We start from the raw sequence: 20,129 nt of genomic DNA, 5'->3' as shown, positions 1-20,129 counted from the left end.
AAAGGTACCCCGGGGATAACAGGCTGATCCTGCCCAAGAGCTCATATCGACGGCATGGTTTGGCACCTCGATGTCGGCTCGTCGCATCCTGGGGCTGGAGTCGGTCCCAAGGGTTGGGCTGTTCGCCCATTAAAGCGGTACGCGAGCTGGGTTTAGAACGTCGTGAGACAGTTCGGTCCCTATCCGCTGCGCGCGCAGGAAACTTGAGAAGAGCTGTCCCTAGTACGAGAGGACCGGGATGGACGAACCACTGGTGTGTCAGTTGTTCCGCCAGGAGCACCGCTGATTAGCTACGTTCGGACGTGATAACCGCTGAAAGCATCTAAGCGGGAAGCACACTTCAAGATGAGGTTTCCAACACCCTTTGGGTGGAGAGGCTCCCAGCTAGACTACTGGGTTGATAGGCCGGACGTGGAAGCACAGCAATGTGCGTAGCTGACCGGTACTAATAAGCCGACAACTTAACAAACACCCCAGCAACACAAGACAACATTTGCTCGCGTCCACTGCACGGTTCCCGACCCGCAACCACCCAGCACGTGGTTGACCAAGAGGTCGACATTGTTACGGCGGTCATAGCGTCAGGGAAACGCCCGGTCACATTCCGAACCCGGAAGCTAAGCCTGACAGCGCCGATGGTACTGCACTGGAAACAGTGTGGGAGAGTAGGACACCGCCGGACCACCACTCAACGAAAGGGCCCACCCCCCAAGGTGGGCCCTTTCGCATGTTCGGACGTCGCTGGAGACCTGCGACACTGGTCCGGACACCAGCTGACCGAGAGGACTGGACGTGAACGACGATCGCCGGCGTGCGGGTCGAGGCGGCTCGGACCGGGACCGCGACAGGGGGGCTCCCGTCCGTGGCCGGGGTGGCTCCCGTGACGACGTCGGACGGGACGAACGCGACAACCGCCGTCCGCCGCGGGTCCCCGAGCCGCCGCTGCCCGAGGACGCCGACGCGGGAGGGCTGGATCGTAGCCTGCGCTCCGAGCTGCGGACGCTGAGCAAGGAGAACGCCGAGGGAGTGGGTGGCCACCTGGTCATGGTGGGCCGGATGCTCGACGCCGAAGATCTCGACCGGGCGCTGGCGCACGCCGAGGCCGCGGCCCGTCGGGCGGGGCGCATCGCGGGCGTGCGCGAGGCGCTCGGCGTGGTCCACTACCGCCGTGGTGAGTGGTCCAAGGCGCTGGCCGAGCTCCGGACGGCGCGCCGGTTGAGCGGGTCGCAGCACCTGCTGCCGCTGCTCGCCGATGTCGAGCGTGGGCTGGGTCGCCCGGAGCGGGCGCTGGAGCTGGCGGCCTCGCCGGAGGCGGCGCAGCTGGGACCTGCCGAGCAAGTGGAGCTGGTGATCGTCGTGGCCGGCGCCCGGGCCGATCTCGGGCAGCACGCCGCCGCGGTGCTGCTGCTGGAGGAGCCCGCGAAGCGAAGCACCCCGAAGCAGCCCTGGGCGGCGCGGCTGCGCTACGCCTACGCGGCAGCCCTGGAGGCCGACGGGCGCGAGGAGCAGGCGCTGGCGTGGTATGCCCGTGCCGCCGAGGTGGACGCGCTGGGTGAGACCGACGCCGCCGAGCTGCTCGGGCGGGGGGAGGAGAGCTGGGTCGTCGACCTCGGCGACGACGAGGTCGACGATGGCGGCGAGGAGACCGTCGACGCAGCCGGCCGGCGTGACGGTGGCGAGTCCGCCGACGCTGCCCGTGCGGGTGGGTCGGCACCGGCCGCCGCAGAGCCAGGTGCGTCCGAGCAGGCTGCGGACGATCGCCCGACGGCGACGCACGGGACGACCGGCTCGTGATCGAGGGGATGCTCTGCGACCTCGACGGGGTCGTCTACCGGGCGCACGAGCCGTGCGAGGGTGCGGTCGAGGCGCTGGCCGACGCCCGGGCCGCGGGCGTGCGCGTCCTCTACATGACCAACAACGCCTCGCGGACCCCCCAGCAGGTCGCTGCGCAGCTGCGGGACCTGGGGGTCACCGCCGAGGACGAGGACGTGATGACCGCCTCGCAGGTCGCCGCCGAGGTGCTCCGGGAGCGGCGTCCCGAGCTGCTGGAGGGCGGCCGCGTCCTGGCCGTGGGCGGCCCGGGTGTCGCCGACGCCCTTGGTGCCGTCGGCTTCGAGACCCTCGCCCCGCAGGACGTGGCGCACGCCGCGGGATCCGGCCGCGCACCGGAGATCGGGGCCGTGGTGCAGGGCTACGGACCACAGGTCGGCGTGATCGACCTGGCCGAGGCCGCCTACGCGATCCGCGCCGGTGCCGAGTGGATCGCCACCAACGACGACGCGACGCTCCCCACCGAGCGCGGCGAGGCTCCGGGCAACGGGTCGCTGATCGCCGCGGTGGCGCACGCGACGGAGGCGGCGCCGCTGGTGGTCGGCAAGCCGCACGCCCCGGCATACCGCACGGCGCTGTCCCGTCTCGGGACCTCGCCCGGTGTGACGTTGATGGTGGGCGACCGGCTGGAGACCGACATCGGCGGCGCGGTCGCGGCCGGGCTGCAGAGCGCGCTCGTGCTCACCGGGGTCTCCACCCGGGACGACGCCGAGGCGGCGCCGCCGGCCTGTCGGCCGGACCGCGTGGCAGCGACGATGATGGATCTCACCGACCTCTGGAGGACCTCGTGAGCGAGCACCCGGACCAGCAGGGTCGACCGGACACCGGCGACGCCGAGGTCGACGCCGCCCTACGGCGACTCGAGGAGGCGCTCGACGGCACCGACGACGAGGTCGCGACGCAGGCCCTCGCACGGGCCCACCGTGAGCTCCAGGCCCGCCTCACCGATCCCGCTCCAGCCGCCCCGCCGGGGACCGAGGCCGGTTGACGCCCCGGTCGATGGGCGTGCGCCTGGACCGCGCGCTGGTCTCACGTGGCCTGGCGCCGAGCCGCACCCAGGCGCAGCTGCTCGTGCGTGACGGGCTCGTCCGGGTGGACGGTCAGCCCGTCCGGCGGGCGGCCCACCCGGTCCAGGAGGGCAGCGCGATCGTGGTCGCGGGCGACGGCACCGGGACCGAGGCCGAGTGGGTCCGGCGTGGGTGGGTCGGACGTGGCGCGGTCAAGCTGGCGCACGCGCTCGACTCCTGGCCCGACCTGGTGGTGAGGGGTCGCCGGTGCCTGGACGTCGGCGCGTCCACCGGTGGCTTCACGCAGGTCCTCCTCGAACGCGGCGCCGGCAGGGTGGTTGCGCTCGACGTGGGGCACGACCAGCTGGCCTCCGCCCTCGCGGCCGACCCGCGGGTCGAGGACCGGTCCGGGGTCTCCGTGCGCGACGTCGACCGGCCGCGCCTGGGTGGTCCCTTCGACCTCGTCGTCGGCGACCTGTCCTTCATCTCGCTGACCGTGGTCCTGCCCGTCCTCGCCGACGTCGCGGCACCGGAGGGGGATCTGGTGCTGCTGGTGAAGCCGCAGTTCGAGGTCGGCGCCGAGGCGCTCGGGCGGGGCGGTGTGGTCCGCTCGTGGCAGCAGCGCGAGCAGGTCCTGCTCCGCCTCGACGCCGACGCCCGGCAGCACGGCCTCGCACCGCAGGACCTGCTGCGCTCACCGCTGCGCGGGGGAACGGGCAACGTGGAGTTCCTGTGGCGGCTCCGGCGGTGCGCCCACCCCGCGCCCTGCCCCTCTCCACCAGGCATGATGGGGTGCGGACCCGGGCCCGCGCAGATGGCTGCCCTGGCACGCACCCGAGCACAGGAGGACGGATGAGTCGGCGCATCATGCTGGTCACCCACCCCACCCGCTCGGACATGCCCGAGCTCGCGGGCGTCTTCGCGCAGCGGCTCGCGGAGCACGGCATCGAGGTGGAGACCGTCCCCGAGGCCGATCCCACCCACCAGGTCGTCACCGACACCGAGGTGGTCGCGCTGAAGAGCCCGGTGCCGCCGCACGTCGATGCCACCGGGTGCGAGCTCGTCGTGGTCTTCGGCGGTGACGGCACGATCCTGCGAGGGGCAGAGATCGCCCGACCGGCGGGCACGCCGCTGCTCGGGGTCAACCTGGGGCGCGTGGGCTTCCTCGCCGAGGCGGAGAAGGACGACATCGACGCGATCATCGAGCGGATCGCCGCGCGCGACTACCACGTCGAGGAGCGGATGACCCTCGAGGTCGACGTCCTCCACGACGGCCGTGTCGTCTGCCACAACTGGGCGCTCAACGAGGCCAGCGTGGAGAAGTCGTCCCGCGAGCGGATGCTCGAGCTCGCCGTGGAGGTGGACGGCCGGCCGCTGTCGACCTGGGGTTGCGACGGCGTCGTCATGGCGACGCCGACGGGCTCCACCGCGTATGCCTTCTCCGGCGGCGGGCCGGTGGTGTGGCCGGACGTCGAGGCGTTGCTGGTCGTCCCGATCTCCGCGCACGCCCTGTTCGCCCGCCCCGTCGTGCTCAGCCCGGAGGCCCATCTGGCGGTCGAGGTCGTGCCGCACAGCCATGTGACGGGCGTGATGTGGTGCGACGGCAGGCGAACCGTCGAGCTGCCCCCCGGTGCCCGCATCGAGGTGCGGCGCTCGGCGACCCCGGTGCGTCTCGCGCGGCTCGGGACGGAGCCGTTCACCGACCGGCTGGTCGCGAAGTTCGCGCTGCCCGTCTCCGGGTGGCGTGGGCCGGCAGGCGGCCAGCACGGGGGCCGCTCGTGACGGTGCGTCGCATCCGTATCCAGCAGCTGGGGGTCATCGAGGAGGCCGAGCTCGAGCTCGCGCCCGGTCTCAACGTCATCACGGGGGAGACCGGCGCCGGCAAGACGATGGTCGTGAGCGGCCTCGGGCTGCTGCTGGGGGACCGGGCCGACGCAGGCATGGTCCGTGCCGGTGCGGCGCGGGCGGTCGTGGAGGGCGAGGTCGACGTGGCCCAGGACCATCCGGCGGCCCGGCGGGTCGTCGAGGCCGGCGGGGACGCCACCGACGGGCTCATCCTGGTGCGGTCGGTCGCGGCCGAGGGGCGGTCGCGGGCCAGCGTCGGTGGTCGCAGCGCCCCGGTCTCGGTGCTCACCGAGGTCGGTGAGCACCTGGTGGCGGTGCACGGCCAGGCCGACCAGTGGCGGCTGCGCGACGCCGACCAGCACCGGCTGCTCCTGGATGCCGCCGGAGGTCCGACGCTCGCCGCCGCCGGTCAGCGGTATGCCCAGGCGTGGGAGGAGTGGCAGGAGAGCCACCGCCGGCTGCAGGAGCTCAGCCGCACCTCGACCGAGCGCTCGCTGCGGGTGGGCGCGCTGCGCCGCGCGCTGGAGGAGATCGAGCAGATCGACCCGCAGCCCGGCGAGGACGAGTCGCTGCGCGGCGAGGCCGACCGGCTGACCCATGCCGAGGACCTGCGCCGCGCCGCCCAGGAGGCGCACGAAGCGCTCGTCGGCGCCGATCCCGCCAGCGGCGCGGCCGACGTGCCCTCGGTCTCCTCGCTGCTGGCCGCTGCCACCGACGCCCTCGCCCCGGCGGCCGAGCACGACGAGCAGCTCGCCGACCTCCTGGTCCGGGTCCGCGAGGTGGCCTACCTCGCCACCGACCTGGCCCCGGACCTGGCCGCCTACGGCTCCGGGGTGGAGGTGGATCCCGGCCGGCTCGACGCCGTGCACGCCCGGCGCGCCGAGCTGACCGGTCTGCTGCGCCGCTACGGCTCCTCGACGCAGGAGGTGCTCGACTTCGCACGCGAGGCGGCCCTGGAGCTGGCGGCCATCGACGTCTCCGACGACGACCTCGCCGACCTGCGCACCCGCCGGGAGCAGCTGCGCACCGAGGTCGCGCGGACCGGTCTCGAGCTCGGCGCGCTGCGTCGCGAGACGGGCGAGCGGGTCGGGGCTGCGGTCACCGAGGAGCTGTCGCACCTGGCCATGGGGTCGGCGACGGTGCTCGTCGACGTCGCTCACCAGGACGTCGGGGACGACGGGCAGGACGAGGCCACGACCGAGGCCGGGGCTGCCGACGTCGAGCTCCCCGACGGTCGCCGGGTCCGGGCCTGGCGGCACGGCCTCGACGCCGTCGAGATCCGGCTCGCGGCCAACCCGGGCGCCCCGTCCCGCTCGGTGACCCGCGCGGCCTCCGGCGGTGAGCTGTCCCGGGTCATGCTGGCCCTGGAGCTGGTGTGCGGGGCCGGGGCCGCCCCCACCTTCGTCTTCGACGAGGTGGACGCCGGGGTGGGTGGTGCCGCCGCCCTCGACCTCGGGGCCCGGCTCGCCCGGCTGGCCCGGCAGGCCCAGGTGGTGGTGGTCACCCACCTGGGCCAGGTGGCCGCCCATGCCGACCAGCACCTCGTCGTGCGCAAGAGCACCGACGGGCAGGTCACGCGCAGCGGTGTCGTGGTCGTGGACGGTGCCGAGCGGGAGGCCGAGCTGGCCCGCATGCTGGGCGGGGTCGCGGACTCCGGAGCCGCACTGGAGCACGCCCGCGAGCTGCTCGAACAGCGCGGCGCCGTGGACGCGCGGTGAGCCCCCGCCGCTCCCGGGACCCCGACCCGGCCACGCCGCGGTCCGGGACCCTGCGGGTGGACGCACGGACCAAGCGCTTGACCGCCCGCCTCCAGGCCGGGGACGTCGCCGTCATCGACCACGCCGACCTGGACCAGGTGAGCGCCAACGCGCTCGTCACCTGCCGCCCCGCGGCCGTGGTCAACGCCGCGGAGTCCACGACCGGCGCCTACCCCAACATGGGCCCGCAGATCCTGCTGGACGCCGGCATACCGCTGCTCGACGCTGCCGGGCCCGACGTCATGGCTCTCGCCGAGGGCTCGCACGCCACCGTCGTCGGGGACCAGGTCCGGGTCGACGGCGTCGTCGTGGCAGAGGCCACCCGTCTGACCGGGGAGCAGGTCGCGCTGCGCCGGGAGCGGGCGCGGGGCAACCTGTCCGAGCAGATCGAGGCCTTCTCGCACAACACGATGGAGTACGTCCGCGCCGAGCGCGAGCTGCTGCTCGACGGCATCGGCGTCCCACCGCTGCGCACCGACTTCAGCGGACGGTATGCCCTGGTGGTCGTGCGCGGCTACCACTACAAGGAGGACCTCCAGACGTTGCGCCCCTTCCTGCGCGAGGCCCGCCCCGTGCTCATCGGGGTCGACGGGGGCGCGGACGCGCTGCTGGAGATGGGGCACCGCCCGGACCTCGTCGTCGGCGACATGGACTCGGTCTCCGACGCCGCGCTCACGAGCGGGGCCGAGCTCGTCGTGCACGCCTACCGCGACGGGCGGGCCCCCGGCCTGGAGCGGGTGGAGGCCCTCGGGGTGACCGACGCGGTGGTGCTGCCCTCGCCGGGCACCAGCGAGGACATCGCGATGCTCATCGCCGACGAGCTCGGCGCCGAGCTCATCGTCGCCGTGGGCACCCACGCCACCCTCGTCGAGTTCCTGGACAAGGGCAGGCAGGGGATGGCCAGCACCTTCCTCACCCGGCTGCGGGTCGGGAGCAAGCTGGTCGACGCCAAGGGGGTGAGCCTGCTCTACCGCTCCCGCGTCCCGACCGTCTCCCTGGTCTGGCTGGTCCTGGCCGGCCTGCTCGCCCTGCTCGTGGCCCTCGCGGTCACTCCCGGAGGCCGGGCTCTGCTCGGCGTGCTGGCCGTACGATGGGACGACGTCTGGGCCTGGATCGAGGGGTTGTTCTGAACGTGGTCGACTTCCGTTACCACCTGGTGTCGCTGGTCGCCGTCTTCATCGCGCTGGCGATCGGGATCGTCCTCGGGGCCGGACCGTTGCGCGAGGGGATCTCGGAGCGGCTCGACGACGAGGTGGCCGAGCTGCGCACCGAGCGCACCGAGCTGCGCAGCGAGCTCGACGTGCGGTCTCAGCAGGCCGAGGCCAAGGACGAGGCGGTCGACCTGCTGAGCCCGCGCGGTGTCGCCGGCACCCTCAACGGCACCCGGGTGGCGATCGTGCTCCTGCCCGGGGTGGACCGCAACCACGTCGCCCTGCTCGAGGACCGGGTGACCGACGCGGGCGGCACCCTGGCGCTGCAGGCCGAGGTGGACCCGTCCTTCGAGAGCGGCGACACCGACCCCGAGGTGCTCGGGGAGCTCGGGTCACGGCTGGCGTTGCCGGAGGCCGACGACGGGGATGGCGCCGGCCCAGGGACGGTGCTGGCCGCGACCCTGGCGGGTGCCGACGCGCAGGGCGAGGTGGGGGCCTGGCTGGCTGCGGGGGAACGCCTGGAGGACGAGGGCTGGCTGGAGCTCACCTGGCAGGACGCCCAGGCGCCGGTGACCGACCGCCGTCCCCCGGAGGTGGTCCTCGTGCTGGGCGGTGGTCTGAGCGCCCAGGAGCTGGACCCCGACGACGACGGGGCCGAGCCCCGGTTGGAGCTGCGCGAGGAGCTCGTGTCCGGTCTGGCCTCGCTCGAGCTGCCGCTCGCCGTCGCCGCGGCCGGGACCGAGTCGGGCGCGCTGGCGCAGGGCGGTGGCCAGGACGGCCTGGTCACCGCGATCCGCGAGGACGGGTCGCTGCGCGACGAGGTGTCCACGGTCGACGACCTCGAGGGAGCCAGCGGGCGGGCCGCGGCCGTGCTCGCCCTCGCCTGGGAGATGCAGGGGGAGTCCGGGCACTACGGGCTGGGGGAGGGTGCCCAGGCGCCGGTCCCCGCACCGCCGCCGCTCCGGCTCACGTCCGCCCCCGGCGCGGGGCAGGAGCCCCCTGCCACCGAACCCGTGCCGGCGCCGGAGGACCCCGCCGTCACGACCGCCCCGTGACCCCTCCTGCTCGGACGATGCTCTCGGGCGCTCTCGTCGGCCTGACGGCCGCCGCGCTCAGCGCCGCCGTGGTGCGCGCCGACGAGCGGGGTCTGCTCCCCGGCGGCGGCCGCCGATGGCTGCGGCGCAACCACCGCGGGGACGAGGTCACCCTGATCGAGGGGGTGGCACTGTCGGTCGGGGTCGCGGCTCCCCTGGTGGTCCTCGATCCGCCGGTGGCAGCCGCCGTCTTGCTCGCCGCGGGCGCGGGGCCCTGGACGACCTGGACGGGCGGACGGACGTCAAGGGCCTGCGCGGCCACCTCGGGGCCCTGCGGCGGGGCGAGGTGACCACGGGGGTCCTGAAGATCGCGGTGCTCGGTGCCGCCGGGACGGTGGCCGCGGCGGCGACCGACCGGCATACCTCGCGCCGGAGCGTGGGTGCGGGCGTCGCGACCGCGGGGCTCGTCGCCGGTGCCGCGAACCTCGCCAACCTCTTCGACCTTCGTCCGGGGCGGGCGCTCAAGGTCGGAGTGCTCGCCGCCGTCCCGCTGGCCCGCCGACCGCCTGCCGCCGCGGTGCTCGGAGCCACGGCGACGCTGCTGCCCGACGACCTGCGTGCCCGCACCATGCTCGGTGACACCGGGGCCAACGCCCTCGGGGCGGCGCTCGGCGCGGCGGCGGCACAGGCTCTGCCTCCCGGCGGTCGGTGGGCGTGCCTGGCCGGCGTGGCCGGCCTGACGCTGCTGAGCGAGCGGGTGAGCTTCACCCGGGTCATCGAGGCGACCCCGGCCTGCGGGAGCTGGACGCCTGGGGTCGTCGGTGAGCCCGTCCCCGAGCACCCGGCTCGGCGGGCAGGGTCTCCTCGCCGCGGCCGGGCTCGTCGCGGTCGTCACGCTGCTCTCCCGGGTGGTCGGGGTGGCCCGCTGGTTCGCCTTCTCCAGCAGCGTCGGGAGCACCTGCGTCGGCCAGGTCTACACGACCGTCAACCAGATCCCCAACGTCCTCTTCGAGATCGCGGCCGGCGGGGCGCTCGCCGCCGTGGCCGTGCCGCTGGTGGCCCGGCACCTGGACCGCGGCGAGGAGGACCTGGCCGACCGGACGGCCTCGGCGCTGCTGGGCTGGACCGTCGTGGTCCTGCTGCCGGTGGCGCTGCTGGTGGCCCTGGCCGCGGGGCCGCTCGCCGGTGCCCTGCTGGACGCCCCGGGTGGGGCAGCGGCGTGCTCCGCCGAGGAGGCACGGGCTGCCGGCCGGCTGATGCTCCTGCTCTTCGCGCCGCAGGTCCTCCTCTACGGCCTCGGCATCGTGCTCACCGGCGTGCTGCAGGCGCACCGACGCTTCTTCGCGGCCGCCCTGGCCCCGCTGGTGTCGAGCGCGGTGGTCATCGCCACCTACCTCGTCTTCGGTGCCCGCTACGAGGCCCAGATGCCGCTCACCGAGCTGCCGCGCGACGGTCTGGTGCTCCTGGCCCTGGGCACCACGCTCGGGGTCGCGGCGCTGAGCCTGCCGCTGCTCCTGCCCGCCTCGCGGCTCGGGGTCCGGTGGCGACCGACGCTGCGCTTCCCGGCGGGCTCGGGACGGGTCGCCGGCTCGCTGGCGGTCGCCGGGCTGCTCACCGTCGGGGCGCAGCAGGTCTTCACCGTCGTCGTGCTCGTGGTCGGCAACAGCGTCGGGGTCGGGGCCGTCCCGGTGTGGACGTATGCCCAGACCGTCTACCTCCTGCCCTACGCGGTGCTCGTCGTGCCGCTGGCCACCGCGGCCTTCCCCCGCCTGGCGGGAGACCGCGAGCAGGCGCGCGGCACGCTGCGGCGCACCGCGCGGGCCCTCGTGGTGAGCGCCCTCGCCGGCGGCGCGGCGCTGGTGGCCGCACGCGCGGAGGTGGGTGCGGTCTTCCTCGCGCTCGACCGCGGTGCCGATGGGGCGGGGCGTGCGGCCCTGGAGGCGCTGCCCGCCACGCTGGCAGGCCTGGCCCCTGGCCTGCTCGGCTTCGGGCTCGTGGCCCTGCTCACGCGGTCGTTGTATGCCGTCGACCGGCCGTGGTGGGCCGCCGCCGGGGCCGGCGGCGGCTGGCTGGCGGCCGCCGCCGGAGGGATCGCGCTCGCCGGGCCGGCCGCCGCTGGGGGTGTCGGCGACGTCCTGCTGCTGCTGGCGCTGGCGTCGTCGGCCGGGATGCTGGTGTCCGGCGCCGCGCTGCTGGTGCTCACCCGCCGCGCCTGGGGGAGACCGGCCCTCGCCGGGCTGGCACGCACGAGCGCCGTGGCGCTCGCGGGTGCGGTCCTGGGGGTGGTGCTGGCCGAGCTGCTCCCGGTGCAGGCCTCGACGATGGGGGACGCGCTGGCGTGGGGAACGGTGCGAGGCGTGCTGGCGATGGCGGGCGTGGCCGTGGCGGTGGCGCTGCTCGATCGGGAGACCGGGGCCCTCGTGCGCGACGGTGTCCTCGCGCGGCGCGCCGGCTCCCGGGCGGGTGGGTGACGTGCGCATCCTGCTCGCGACCTCGCTCGTCGCCGGCGGCGTCGGCCGCCACGTGCGCCAGCTCGCCGACGGTCTCGTCACCGAGGGGCACGACGTGGTCGTGGCCTGCCCGGCGTCCGTCGCCGAGGCCTTCGACATGGGCGGGTCGGGGGCGCGGGTCCTCGAGGTCGAGGTCGGCACGACGCGGCCGGCCCAGGTCCGGTCCGCCCAGCGGGCGCTGCGCCGGGTCCTCCGCGGTGCCGACGTCGCGCATGCCCACGGCGTGCGCGCCGGGGCGGCCCTCGCCCTCGCGGGGCTGGGGCGGCAGCCGCGCCCGAACCTGCACCCGGGGCCCGACCCGCACCGGCACCTCAGCCCGCACCCGCCGCTCGTCGTGACCTCGCACAACGCACCACCTCCGGGGCGGGGCGCCGCCGCGGTCTACGAGGTTCTCGAGCGGATCGTCTGCCACCGTGCCGACCTCGTGCTCACCGTGTCCGACGACCTCGCAGACCGGGCACGTCGACGTGGCGCGCGGGCCGTCTCCGCGGCGGTCGTGCCGTCCGGCGCCGCGGCAGTGGCCGACGACCGGACCCGCCAGGCAGCGGCCGGGACGCTGCGGGCCGAGCTCGGGCTGGCCGGGGCGGTCCCGCTCGTCCTCACCGCCGGACGGCTGGCCGAGCAGAAGCGCGTCGAGGCGGTGATCCGCGCACACCACCTGCTCGTCACCCGCGGCGCACCGCCGTCGCCGCGGCCGGTGCTCGTGGTCGTCGGCGACGGGCCGCTGGAGGCCTCGCTGCGGGCCCAGGCCGCCGCCGGACCGGGCGAGGTGCGCTTCCTGGGGCGGCGCGACGACGTGCCCCGGCTGCTGGCCGGCGCCGACGTGGTGGTCTCGGCGGCTCGCTGGGAGGGTCAGCCGCTCGTGCTCCAGGAGGCGCTGGCCGCGGGTGCTCCCGTCGTGGCCACCGACGTCGGCGGGACGGCAGCGCTGCTGGACGAAGCGGGCCTGCTGGTCCCGGGGGAGGACGGCGGCGACGAGCTCGCCGACCGGCTCGCCGCCGCGGTCGGCAGCCTGCTCGCGGACCCGGCTGCCCGGACCACGCTGAACGATTGCTCCCGGGAGCGCGCCGCCCGGCTGCCCACGGAGCAGGACGCGCTGACCGCGGTGCTGCAGGCATACCGACGGGTCGTGGGGAGCACGACGGGGGAGTGACCCGCCACAGGCCCGGCCGCCCAGCCGACGGCCAGATGGCGCGCCCGGAACGGCGCCACGCCGCGGGCGCACCCCTGCGCCGGGCGTCGGAGCCGTCACGTAGACTGCAAGCCCGTGGCGGAGACGACGACGAAGCACATCTTTGTGACCGGAGGCGTCGCCTCCTCGCTCGGGAAGGGACTGACGGCTTCCAGCCTGGGATTCCTGCTCCGCAGCCGGGGGCTGCGGGTGACGATGCAGAAGCTAGACCCCTACATCAACGTCGACCCGGGCACGATGAACCCGTTCCAGCACGGCGAGGTCTTCGTCACCGAGGACGGCGCCGAGTGCGACCTCGACATCGGCCACTACGAGCGTTTCCTCAACACCGACCTGTGGGGCCGCTCCAACGTCACCACCGGGCAGATCTACAACGACGTCATCGCCAAGGAGCGCCGCGGCGACTACCTCGGGGACACGGTGCAGGTCATCCCGCACATCACCAACGAGATCAAGGCGAGGATGCGCGCCGCCGCCGAGCGGCCCGAGGAGGAGCGCCCGGACATCATCATCACCGAGGTCGGCGGCACCGTCGGCGACATCGAGTCGCTGCCCTTCCTCGAGGCCGCGCGCCAGGTGCGGCACGACGTCGGCCGCGGCAACGTGTTCTTCCTGCACGTCTCGCTCGTGCCCTACCTCGCGCCGAGCGGCGAGCTGAAGACCAAGCCGACCCAGCACTCGGTCGCCGCCCTGCGCCAGGTCGGCATCACCCCGGACGCGCTGGTGCTGCGCGCCGACCGGGAGATCCCGGCCGGCATCAAGCGCAAGATCTCGATGATGTGCGACGTCGACTCCGACGCGGTGGCGGCGGCGGTCGACGCCCCGTCGATCTACGACATCCCCAAGGTGCTGCACTCGGAGATGCTCGACGCGTATGTCGTGCGTCACCTGGGCCTGCCCTTCCGGGACGTCGACTGGTCGGCCTGGGACGCACTGCTGGAGCGGGTGCACGAGCCGGAGCACCGGGTGCAGATCGCGCTGGTCGGCAAGTACGTCGACCTGCCCGACGCCTACCTCTCGGTCACCGAGGCCATGCGGGCCGGCGGCTTCCGGCACGACGCGAAGGTGGACATCCGGTGGGTGGCCTCGGACGAGTGCCGCACGGAGGCCGGGGCTGCCAAGGCGCTCGGCGGGGTCGACGCGATCCTCGTGCCGGGCGGCTTCGGGGTCCGCGGCATCGAGGGCAAGATCGGGGCGCTGCGGTGGGCGCGGGAGCGGCAGGTGCCGACGCTGGGCATCTGCCTGGGGCTGCAGGCGATGGTCATCGAGCACGCCCGGCACGTCGCCGGGATCGAGGGCGCCAGCTCCACCGAGTTCGACCCGGACAGCCCGGCGCCGGTGATCGCCACGATGGAGGAGCAGAAGTCCTTCGTCGAGGGGGCCGGTGACCTCGGCGGCACGATGCGTCTGGGGTCCTACCCCGCGGTGCTCACCGAGGGCTCGGTCGTGGCCGAGGCCTACGGCCAGACCGAGGTGACCGAGCGGCACCGGCACCGCTATGAGGTCAACAACGGCTATCGCGAGCAGCTCGCCGCGGCGGGCCTGGTCTTCAGCGGGTTGTCCCCGGACGGCACCCTCGTCGAGTTCGTCGAGCTGGACCGCGAGACGCACCCCTACTACGTCGCGACCCAGGCGCACCCGGAGTTCAAGTCGCGGCCCGACCACGCGCACCCGCTCTTCGCCGGGCTCGTGGCCGCAGCGCTCGAGGCGCAGCGCAGCCAGCGGCTCGTCGAGGTCGAGGGTCGGCAGCACCAGCACGAGCTGCCGGGCGCATGACGCTCGACGCGCCGCGGCTCGGCCCGGACGAGTTGCGCGACCGGCCGGGCCGGCGTGCGGTGCGGCGCTCGGAGGTCGCCATGAGGGGCGCCGTCTGGAACGTCCACCGCGACGAGGTCGAGCTGGACGACGGCCCCGCGACGCGGGAGTACGTCCACCACACCGGCGCCGTGGCCGTCCTGGCCGTGCGCGAGGACCGGGGCGCGCCGGAGATCTTCGTCATCCGCCAGTACCGCCACCCGATCGGCACCGAGGACTGGGAGATCCCCGCCGGGCTGCTCGACGTCGAGGGCGAGCCGCCGGAGGAGGCCGCGCGGCGTGAGCTCGCCGAGGAGGCGGACCTGCGGGCCGAGCACTGGGAACCGCTGGTGTCCTTCACGCCGTCACCGGGCGGGCTCGACGAGACGATCCACACCTTCGTCGCCACCGGCCTGTCGGACGTGCCGGTGGGGGAGCGGCACGCCCGCGAGGGTGAGGAGGCCGGTATGCCCAGCGGCTGGGTCACCCTCGCCGACGCGGTGCGCGCGGTGCTCGGCGGCCAGGTGCACAACGGACCGCTCATGCTGTCCGTGCTGGCGCTCGCGCGCCGGCTCGAGCGGGGTTGAATCGGCCGCGGCGGGCGGGCACACCGACGCGGTGCTCAGAGGGGTATGACGGTGGCGCCGAGCAGCCCGGTCAGCAGCTGCCAGCCGATGACGCCGAGCATCCCCCAGAGCAGGAGGAGAAGAAACCCGTAGCCGCCGCCCGAGCGACGCTCCGGTGGCGGGGCGCGGTGGTCGCGCCACCCGCCGAGTTCCCAGATGGCATACGCCACCACCCCGAGCCCGCCCGGCATGCCGATCAGCCAGAACCAGAACCAGCGGTTCCCGTGCCGGGGGACAGGCCCCGCCACCACGAGTGCCAGCATGCCGCCCGCCAGCACCAGAGCGAGAACGGTGTGAACCCGTTCCGTCCGGCCGAGGTCGAGGTTCACGGTGCCTGCGGGGATCTGGCTCTCGACGAACTCCTGCTGGATCCAGGCCAGCTCCTGCTCCGACCAGGTGCCCCACATCGTGGGGGTGGGATCCACGTGACCAGGAACGGCGATGCGTGGCCGTCCATCGGCGAGCGTGTAGATCAGCTCGACATCGCTGTCCTGGGAACCGTTGGCATCGACTATTTCGGACCGCGGGTCTGTCCACCACCCTCCCGCGCCGGAGATGTCCGGCCTCGACTCCACGAGGGCGTAGCTGGTGATCCGACCGTCGGCGACGTCCCGGACCGCCGATGACTGACCGACGAGCTGCCAGCCGCCCGCGAGGCTCGCGATGACCATCGCGGACCAGAGCCCGACGACGACGATGCTCAGCAACGGCCTCAGAGGCAGGCGACGGCGACCACACGACCCCGCACGGGTGATGCGCGACTCCGCGTCCTCCGCGACCTCACGGGCGTCCCTCGGCATCCCGTCACTGTGTCACGACAGGGTGCGGGCGTCCTGTCGAGCTATGGCGGCGCCGCTGGATCCCGTCGCGATGTCGGTCGGCGCGGCCGTAGACTTGCTCCCGTGCCCGGGGCGGCGTGACGACCCGCCGGCCGCGCGCGGACGGTATACCTGTGCCGGTCGCGCGGGACCATCCGCGGCGCCGCGCGTCCGGCGACACCGACGAGAGACGCCACGCGGGTCCCCCGTGCGGCGAAGGTGTGGTGGCACCGCGACCTGGCCCCCGCCCACACCTCCCGGGCTGCCCACAGCGGCATCGCCGGGCGGTGGTCTCCCCCTCCTGCTCCGGCGGTCCGCGCCGAGAGGAGAGAGATCATGCTTCGCACCCACGAGGCCGGCACCCTGCGGCCCGAGCACGTCGGCACCACCGTGACCCTCACCGGCTGGGTCGCCCGGCGACGCGACCACGGCGGCGTCGCCTTCATCGACCTGCGCGACGCCAGCGGCGTCGTCCAGGTCGTGGCCCGCGACGAGGTGCTGACCGGCACCGCCCACGACCTGCGCAGCGAGTACTGCGTCCAGGTCACCGGTGAGGTCACCGCCCGGGCCGACAAGGACGTCAACCCCGAGCTCGCGACCGGGGGAGTGGACGTCGTCGCCAGCGAGATCGAGGTGCTGAGCGAGGCCGCCCCGCTGCCCTTCCAGATCGACGAGCGGGTCAGCGTGGGCGAGGAGGCGCGGCTTCGTCACCGCTACCTCGACCTGCGCCGTCCGGGAGCCGGGGCCGCCGGGCAGAACCTCAGGTTGAGGTCGAAGGTCAACGCCGCCGCCCGCACGCTGCTCGCCGAGCGTGACTTCGTCGAGGTCGAGACCCCGACGCTCACCCGGTCCACCCCGGAGGGCGCGCGTGACTTCCTCGTGCCCGCGCGGCTCCAGCCGGGCAGCTGGTACGCCCTGCCGCAGAGCCCGCAGCTGTTCAAGCAGCTGCTCATGGTCGCCGGGATGGAGCGCTACTACCAGATCGCGCGGTGCTACCGCGACGAGGACTTCCGCGCCGACCGCCAGCCGGAGTTCACCCAGCTCGACGTCGAGATGAGCTTCGTCGAGCAGGACGACGTCATCGAGCTCGGCGAGGCGATCGCCGCCGCCGTGTGGCGCACCATCGGGGTCGAGCTGAGCACGCCCTTACCGCGGATGACGTATGCCGAGGCCATGCGCCGCTACGGCTCGGACAAGCCGGACCTGCGCTTCGAGGTGGAGCTCACCGAGTGCACCGACTACTTCGCGGACACCTCGTTCCGGGTGTTCCAGGCCGACTACGTCGCGCCGTCGTCATGCCCGGCGGCGGCAGCCAGCCGCGGCGTCAGTTCGACGCCTGGCAGGAGTGGGCCAAGCAGCGCGGCGCCAAGGGCCTGGCTTACGTCACCGTCGGCGAGGACGGCTCGTTGGGCGGCCCGGTCGCCAAGAACCTCTCCGACGCCGAGCGCGACGGGCTGGCGGCGCACGTCGGCGCGCAGCCGGGCGACTGCGTCTTCTTCGCCGCCGGCGGCACGAAGTCGTCGCGGGCGCTGCTCGGGGCGGCGCGGCAGGAGATCGCGCAGCGGTGCGACCTCATCGACGAGAGCGTTTGGAGCTTCCTGTGGGTGGTCGACGCGCCGCTCTTCGAGCCCGCCTCCGAGGCCGTGGCCGCGGGCGACGTGGCCGTCGGTGGTGGCGCCTGGACGGCGGTGCACCACGCCTTCACCTCGCCCAAGGCGGAGTTCCTCGACACGCTGGAGTCCGACCCCGGGTCCGCGCTGGCCTACGCCTACGACCTCGTGTGCAACGGCAACGAGATCGGTGGCGGGTCGATCCGTATCCACCGGCGGGACGTGCAGGAGCGAGTCTTCTCGATCATGGGGCTCTCGGCCGAGCAGGCGGAGGAGAAGTTCGGCTTCCTGCTCGAGGCGTTCAAGTACGGCGCGCCCCCGCACGGCGGCATCGCCTTCGGCTGGGACCGGATCGTGGCGCTGCTGGCCGGCACCGACTCGATCCGCGACGTCATCGCCTTCCCCAAGTCCGGCGGCGGCTTCGACCCGCTGACCGCGGCCCCCGCCCCGATCACGCCCGAGCAGCGCAAGGAGGCGGGCGTGGACGCCCGTCCCGAGCCGAAGGCCGAGCCGGGCCCGGACGCGCAGGGCTTGGCGACCGCCGACGCCACGCAGTAGCGCATTCGAACGGGCATCGGCCTCCTCCGTGGTGCTTACGGCGGTCGCGGTCGCGCGCTCGTCACCCGCATCGGCCTCCCCGGCACGGTCTACGTGTGTGACCGGGGAGGTCGAGGCGGGAGTCAGGCGGCTCCTGTGCCGGCGCCGGGTTGTCGCACCACGGGAGGACCGAGCCCGACCGGCGGTCTGTCGGCTGCAGGGGCGAGCGCCGTCTCGCAGGTGCCAGCGGTTTGAGCGGGACCCCTGGTCGGCGGGCAGCCGACGTCTCGCGCTCCGGGCAGGACCGCGCTTGCCCGCAGGTAGAGCGAGGGCGGCACGGCGGTCTGCCGGGGGCGTTCTCGGCCCTGGTTGCAGCGCTGGCACAGTCCTTGGGCGTTGCCCGGGCTGGTGCGCCCGCCGTCACGGTGCCGGACCCGGTGGTCGATGTGCCGGATCGGAGCCCCGCACCACGGGGTCCGGCAGTAGCGGTCGCGGCTGACCACCAGAGCGCGCTGGGCGGCGCTGAAGAAGCGTCGGCGTGAGTCGCGGGCGAAGACCTCGCCGGTGACCGGGTCGGCGTACAGCCGCCGGACGAAGACGCGCGCCTCGTGGAGGTCGTCCGGATCTGGGGCGGGCCAGGCGCCGGTGGCTGATCCTGTCGCTGGGCGAGGCGGCACCGCCGGACCGTGCGACAGGCCGCAGGCCCAGCGGACGCAGCGCGCCCCCGCAGGGCACTCGGCAGTGCCTCCGCTGCCCCCGGTGCCGGCCCGGTCCGCAGAGCTGGTCTCACGGGCGGCTGGCGTCTGGGGCTCCGCCTCTGCCGAAGAGCTCGGTACCCCGTGGGCGGGATCCGCTGTCGAGGCCAGCTTTCCGGTGTCGACAGCGCGGCGAGGCGTCATCAGGTCCCGGGCGCTCTGCGCCGGGACGGGCCCGTAGCCGTCGAGGAAGGCCGCGACGGTGTCGCCCGCCATCAGCGAGGCATCCGTCATGACGAGGCTGAGGTCGATGTCCGGCAGGGTGACGGGGTCGCGCCCGGTGACGTTGGCATAGAGGGTGTCAGCCATGATCTTGCCCTGGCTGCGAGGGTCACCGGAGGCTCGCAGGCCCTCCGCGTGCTTCTTGAGGGCGGCATACACGGCCACGCCCTGGGCGGCGGGGAGCATCGCGGAGATGACGCACATGACGTCCGGTGCCGGACGCATCGCGACGTAGGCGTCCTCCGCGGCCCGGGCGGCGCGACGCACGTGGGCCTGCGGGTCGAGGTCGTAGACCAGGGCGGTCACGGCGTCGCGGAGCTGCTTGGTGGACAACCCGCAGAGTCGACCGGCCAGGCGCTCGTCGACGAGGGAGCGGTCCTCCACGGAGAGGCAGGCGGTGGCGCGCGTGACGACCTCGGCCTGGTGCGCGTCGATGACCCCCTCGCGCAGGGCGGCCAGGGTCCGCGGCATCTCCCGGGTGAGGGCGCGCGAGCAGGCGAGCCGGTTCGAGGACCGCGCGGGGGACACCTTGCCGGCGAGAGCCAGGTCGTCGGCCACGCCGGTGCCGACGCGGGCAGCCGGGACGCCCTCCGCCTCCTGCCGGGCTCGCTGCGAGCGGTCGAACTCGTCGCTCAGCACGGCGTGCGCGGCAGCGGCGGACCGGGTGAGGTCCTCCAGCGCCCGCACGAGCTCCAGTCGCTCGGCGTCGCCGCAGTCCGGCCGTGCCATGGCGAGGCGCCCGGTGAGCGCCCGGATCTCGTCCACCCTCGCCGGCTCCACCTGGCTGCTCGGGCTGCCATCCACGTCCCCCACCCCCTCCGGAGGTCTCTATTTTCTACCCTCAAGGTATCGAACACATGTACGATTGTCAAGGGAAGGGGCCGACCCGTCGCCGCGACGGTGGCGATCATGCTCATCGTGGTCCGCGGCAACTCCGGGTCAGGGAAGAGCACGGTGGCGCGTCGGCTCCAGGAGCTACTCGCACCGCCCCCGACGGCGATCCTCCAGCAGGACCACGTCCGGCGGGTCGTCTATCGCGAGCGGACCGGTGAGGGCACGGCGCACGCCGAGATGCCCGAGGTCGCCGCCCGTCATTGCCTCCACCGCGGGCACCACGTCGTGCTCGACGGCATTCTCGATGCCACGACCTACGGGCCGATGCTCCAGCGGTCGGCCACGCTCGCCGGGAACGCCCGGTTCTTCGCCTTCGACCTCACCTTCAAGGAGACGGTGCGCCGGCACGCGACCAGGCCGCAGGCCAGGGAGTTCGGGGTCGAGGCGATGGCCGGATGGCACCACGGCTGGCAGCCGCTGCCTTTCGTCGAGGAGGAGCGCATCACCGCCGAGGAGTCCGTCGACGAGATCGTCACCCGCGTCGTGGGCGTCAGGCACCCCTGAGCAGGGCGAGGTCTCCAGGCCCAAATGTCGAGTGGCCCACTCC

16 protein-coding genes, 2 rRNA genes and 1 pseudogene are annotated in these 20,129 nt (G+C 74.1%); 17 read left to right on the top strand and 2 right to left on the bottom strand.

Features of this window, described 5'->3' with window-relative positions; all coding sequences use genetic code 11:
* The 15 genes from BJF80_RS02400 to BJF80_RS02330 all read left to right on the top strand — a co-directional run.
* Positions 1 to 469, top strand: a 23S ribosomal RNA gene (locus BJF80_RS02400); the annotation flags it as partial.
* 96 nt (positions 470 to 565) lie between these two features.
* Positions 566 to 682, top strand: a 5S ribosomal RNA gene (gene rrf, locus BJF80_RS02395).
* A 110-nt stretch (positions 683 to 792) separates the two neighbouring features.
* Entirely contained in the window at positions 793 to 1,794 is a 1,002-nt protein-coding gene (locus BJF80_RS02390; RefSeq protein WP_187344340.1) for a tetratricopeptide repeat protein, read from the top strand.
* The gene (locus BJF80_RS02385; protein ID WP_075811096.1) at positions 1,791 to 2,621 is read left to right on the top strand and encodes an HAD-IIA family hydrolase; all 831 of its coding nucleotides are present in this window, start codon (positions 1,791 to 1,793) and stop codon (positions 2,619 to 2,621) included. Before BJF80_RS02390 ends, BJF80_RS02385 begins: the two co-directional genes overlap by 4 nt.
* Positions 2,618 to 2,818 carry a hypothetical protein gene (locus BJF80_RS02380; protein ID WP_022924135.1) on the top strand — a complete coding sequence of 67 codons (201 nt, stop codon included), beginning with the start codon at positions 2,618 to 2,620 and terminating at the stop codon, positions 2,816 to 2,818. The genes BJF80_RS02385 and BJF80_RS02380 overlap by 4 nt, the downstream gene beginning before the upstream one ends.
* Before the next feature lie 11 nt (positions 2,819 to 2,829).
* Positions 2,830 to 3,693, top strand: a complete 864-nt coding sequence (locus tag BJF80_RS02375; protein WP_075811095.1) for a TlyA family RNA methyltransferase — start codon at positions 2,830 to 2,832, stop codon at positions 3,691 to 3,693.
* Positions 3,690 to 4,619 carry an NAD kinase gene (locus tag BJF80_RS02370; RefSeq protein WP_075811094.1) on the top strand — a complete coding sequence of 310 codons (930 nt, stop codon included), beginning with the start codon at positions 3,690 to 3,692 and terminating at the stop codon, positions 4,617 to 4,619. The genes BJF80_RS02375 and BJF80_RS02370 overlap by 4 nt, the downstream gene beginning before the upstream one ends.
* A 2-nt stretch (positions 4,620 to 4,621) precedes the next feature.
* Positions 4,622 to 6,400: a DNA repair protein RecN gene (gene recN / locus BJF80_RS02365; RefSeq protein ID WP_321166333.1), complete on the top strand. Its 1,779-nt coding sequence runs from the start codon at positions 4,622 to 4,624 to the stop codon at positions 6,398 to 6,400.
* On the top strand, positions 6,397 to 7,569 hold the full coding sequence (gene steA, locus BJF80_RS02360) for a putative cytokinetic ring protein SteA (RefSeq protein WP_075811093.1): 1,173 nt from the start codon (positions 6,397 to 6,399) through the stop codon (positions 7,567 to 7,569). The genes recN and steA overlap by 4 nt, the downstream gene beginning before the upstream one ends.
* 2 nt (positions 7,570 to 7,571) lie before the next feature.
* On the top strand, positions 7,572 to 8,645 hold the full coding sequence (locus BJF80_RS02355) for a copper transporter (protein ID WP_075811092.1): 1,074 nt from the start codon (positions 7,572 to 7,574) through the stop codon (positions 8,643 to 8,645).
* Entirely contained in the window at positions 8,642 to 8,974 is a 333-nt protein-coding gene (locus BJF80_RS19585; protein WP_237767392.1) for a hypothetical protein, read from the top strand. The genes BJF80_RS02355 and BJF80_RS19585 overlap by 4 nt, the downstream gene beginning before the upstream one ends.
* Positions 8,975 to 9,445: 471 nt before the next feature.
* Positions 9,446 to 11,095 carry a lipid II flippase MurJ gene (locus tag BJF80_RS02345; protein ID WP_075811091.1) on the top strand — a complete coding sequence of 550 codons (1,650 nt, stop codon included), beginning with the start codon at positions 9,446 to 9,448 and terminating at the stop codon, positions 11,093 to 11,095.
* A 1-nt stretch (position 11,096) separates the two neighbouring features.
* On the top strand, positions 11,097 to 12,287 hold the full coding sequence (locus BJF80_RS02340) for a glycosyltransferase family 4 protein (protein WP_075811101.1): 1,191 nt from the start codon (positions 11,097 to 11,099) through the stop codon (positions 12,285 to 12,287).
* Positions 12,288 to 12,401: 114 nt separating this feature from the next.
* Positions 12,402 to 14,102 (top strand): CTP synthase, encoded by a 1,701-nt coding sequence (gene pyrG / locus BJF80_RS02335; RefSeq protein ID WP_075811090.1) that lies wholly within the window; start codon positions 12,402 to 12,404, stop codon positions 14,100 to 14,102.
* Entirely contained in the window at positions 14,099 to 14,707 is a 609-nt protein-coding gene (locus tag BJF80_RS02330; RefSeq protein WP_075811089.1) for an NUDIX domain-containing protein, read from the top strand. Before pyrG ends, BJF80_RS02330 begins: the two co-directional genes overlap by 4 nt.
* A gap of 35 nt (positions 14,708 to 14,742) precedes the next feature.
* Here BJF80_RS02330 and BJF80_RS02325 read toward each other — a convergent pair whose 3' ends face one another.
* Positions 14,743 to 15,546, bottom strand: a complete 804-nt coding sequence (locus tag BJF80_RS02325) for a hypothetical protein (RefSeq protein ID WP_075811088.1) — start codon at positions 15,544 to 15,546, stop codon at positions 14,743 to 14,745.
* Positions 15,547 to 15,900: 354 nt separating this feature from the next.
* On the opposite strand from BJF80_RS02325, the pseudogene aspS reads away from it, so the two are divergent.
* Positions 15,901 to 17,732: pseudogene (gene aspS, locus BJF80_RS02320) on the top strand (aspartate--tRNA ligase).
* A gap of 122 nt (positions 17,733 to 17,854) precedes the next feature.
* Here the strand turns inward: aspS and BJF80_RS02315 are convergent.
* Positions 17,855 to 19,492, bottom strand: a complete 1,638-nt coding sequence (locus BJF80_RS02315; protein ID WP_143553938.1) for an HNH endonuclease — start codon at positions 19,490 to 19,492, stop codon at positions 17,855 to 17,857.
* A gap of 105 nt (positions 19,493 to 19,597) precedes the next feature.
* Between BJF80_RS02315 and BJF80_RS02310 the strand changes: the two genes are divergently transcribed.
* Complete coding sequence (locus tag BJF80_RS02310) at positions 19,598 to 20,086, top strand: AAA family ATPase (RefSeq protein WP_075811100.1); 489 nt, start codon at positions 19,598 to 19,600, stop codon at positions 20,084 to 20,086.
* Positions 20,087 to 20,129 lie beyond the last annotated feature (43 nt).

Source organism: Serinicoccus sp. CUA-874 (assembly GCF_001942225.1).
GTDB classification, from domain to species: Bacteria; Actinomycetota; Actinomycetes; order Actinomycetales; family Dermatophilaceae; genus Ornithinicoccus; species Ornithinicoccus marinus.
This window is presented reverse-complemented; position numbering and strand designations above follow the sequence as displayed.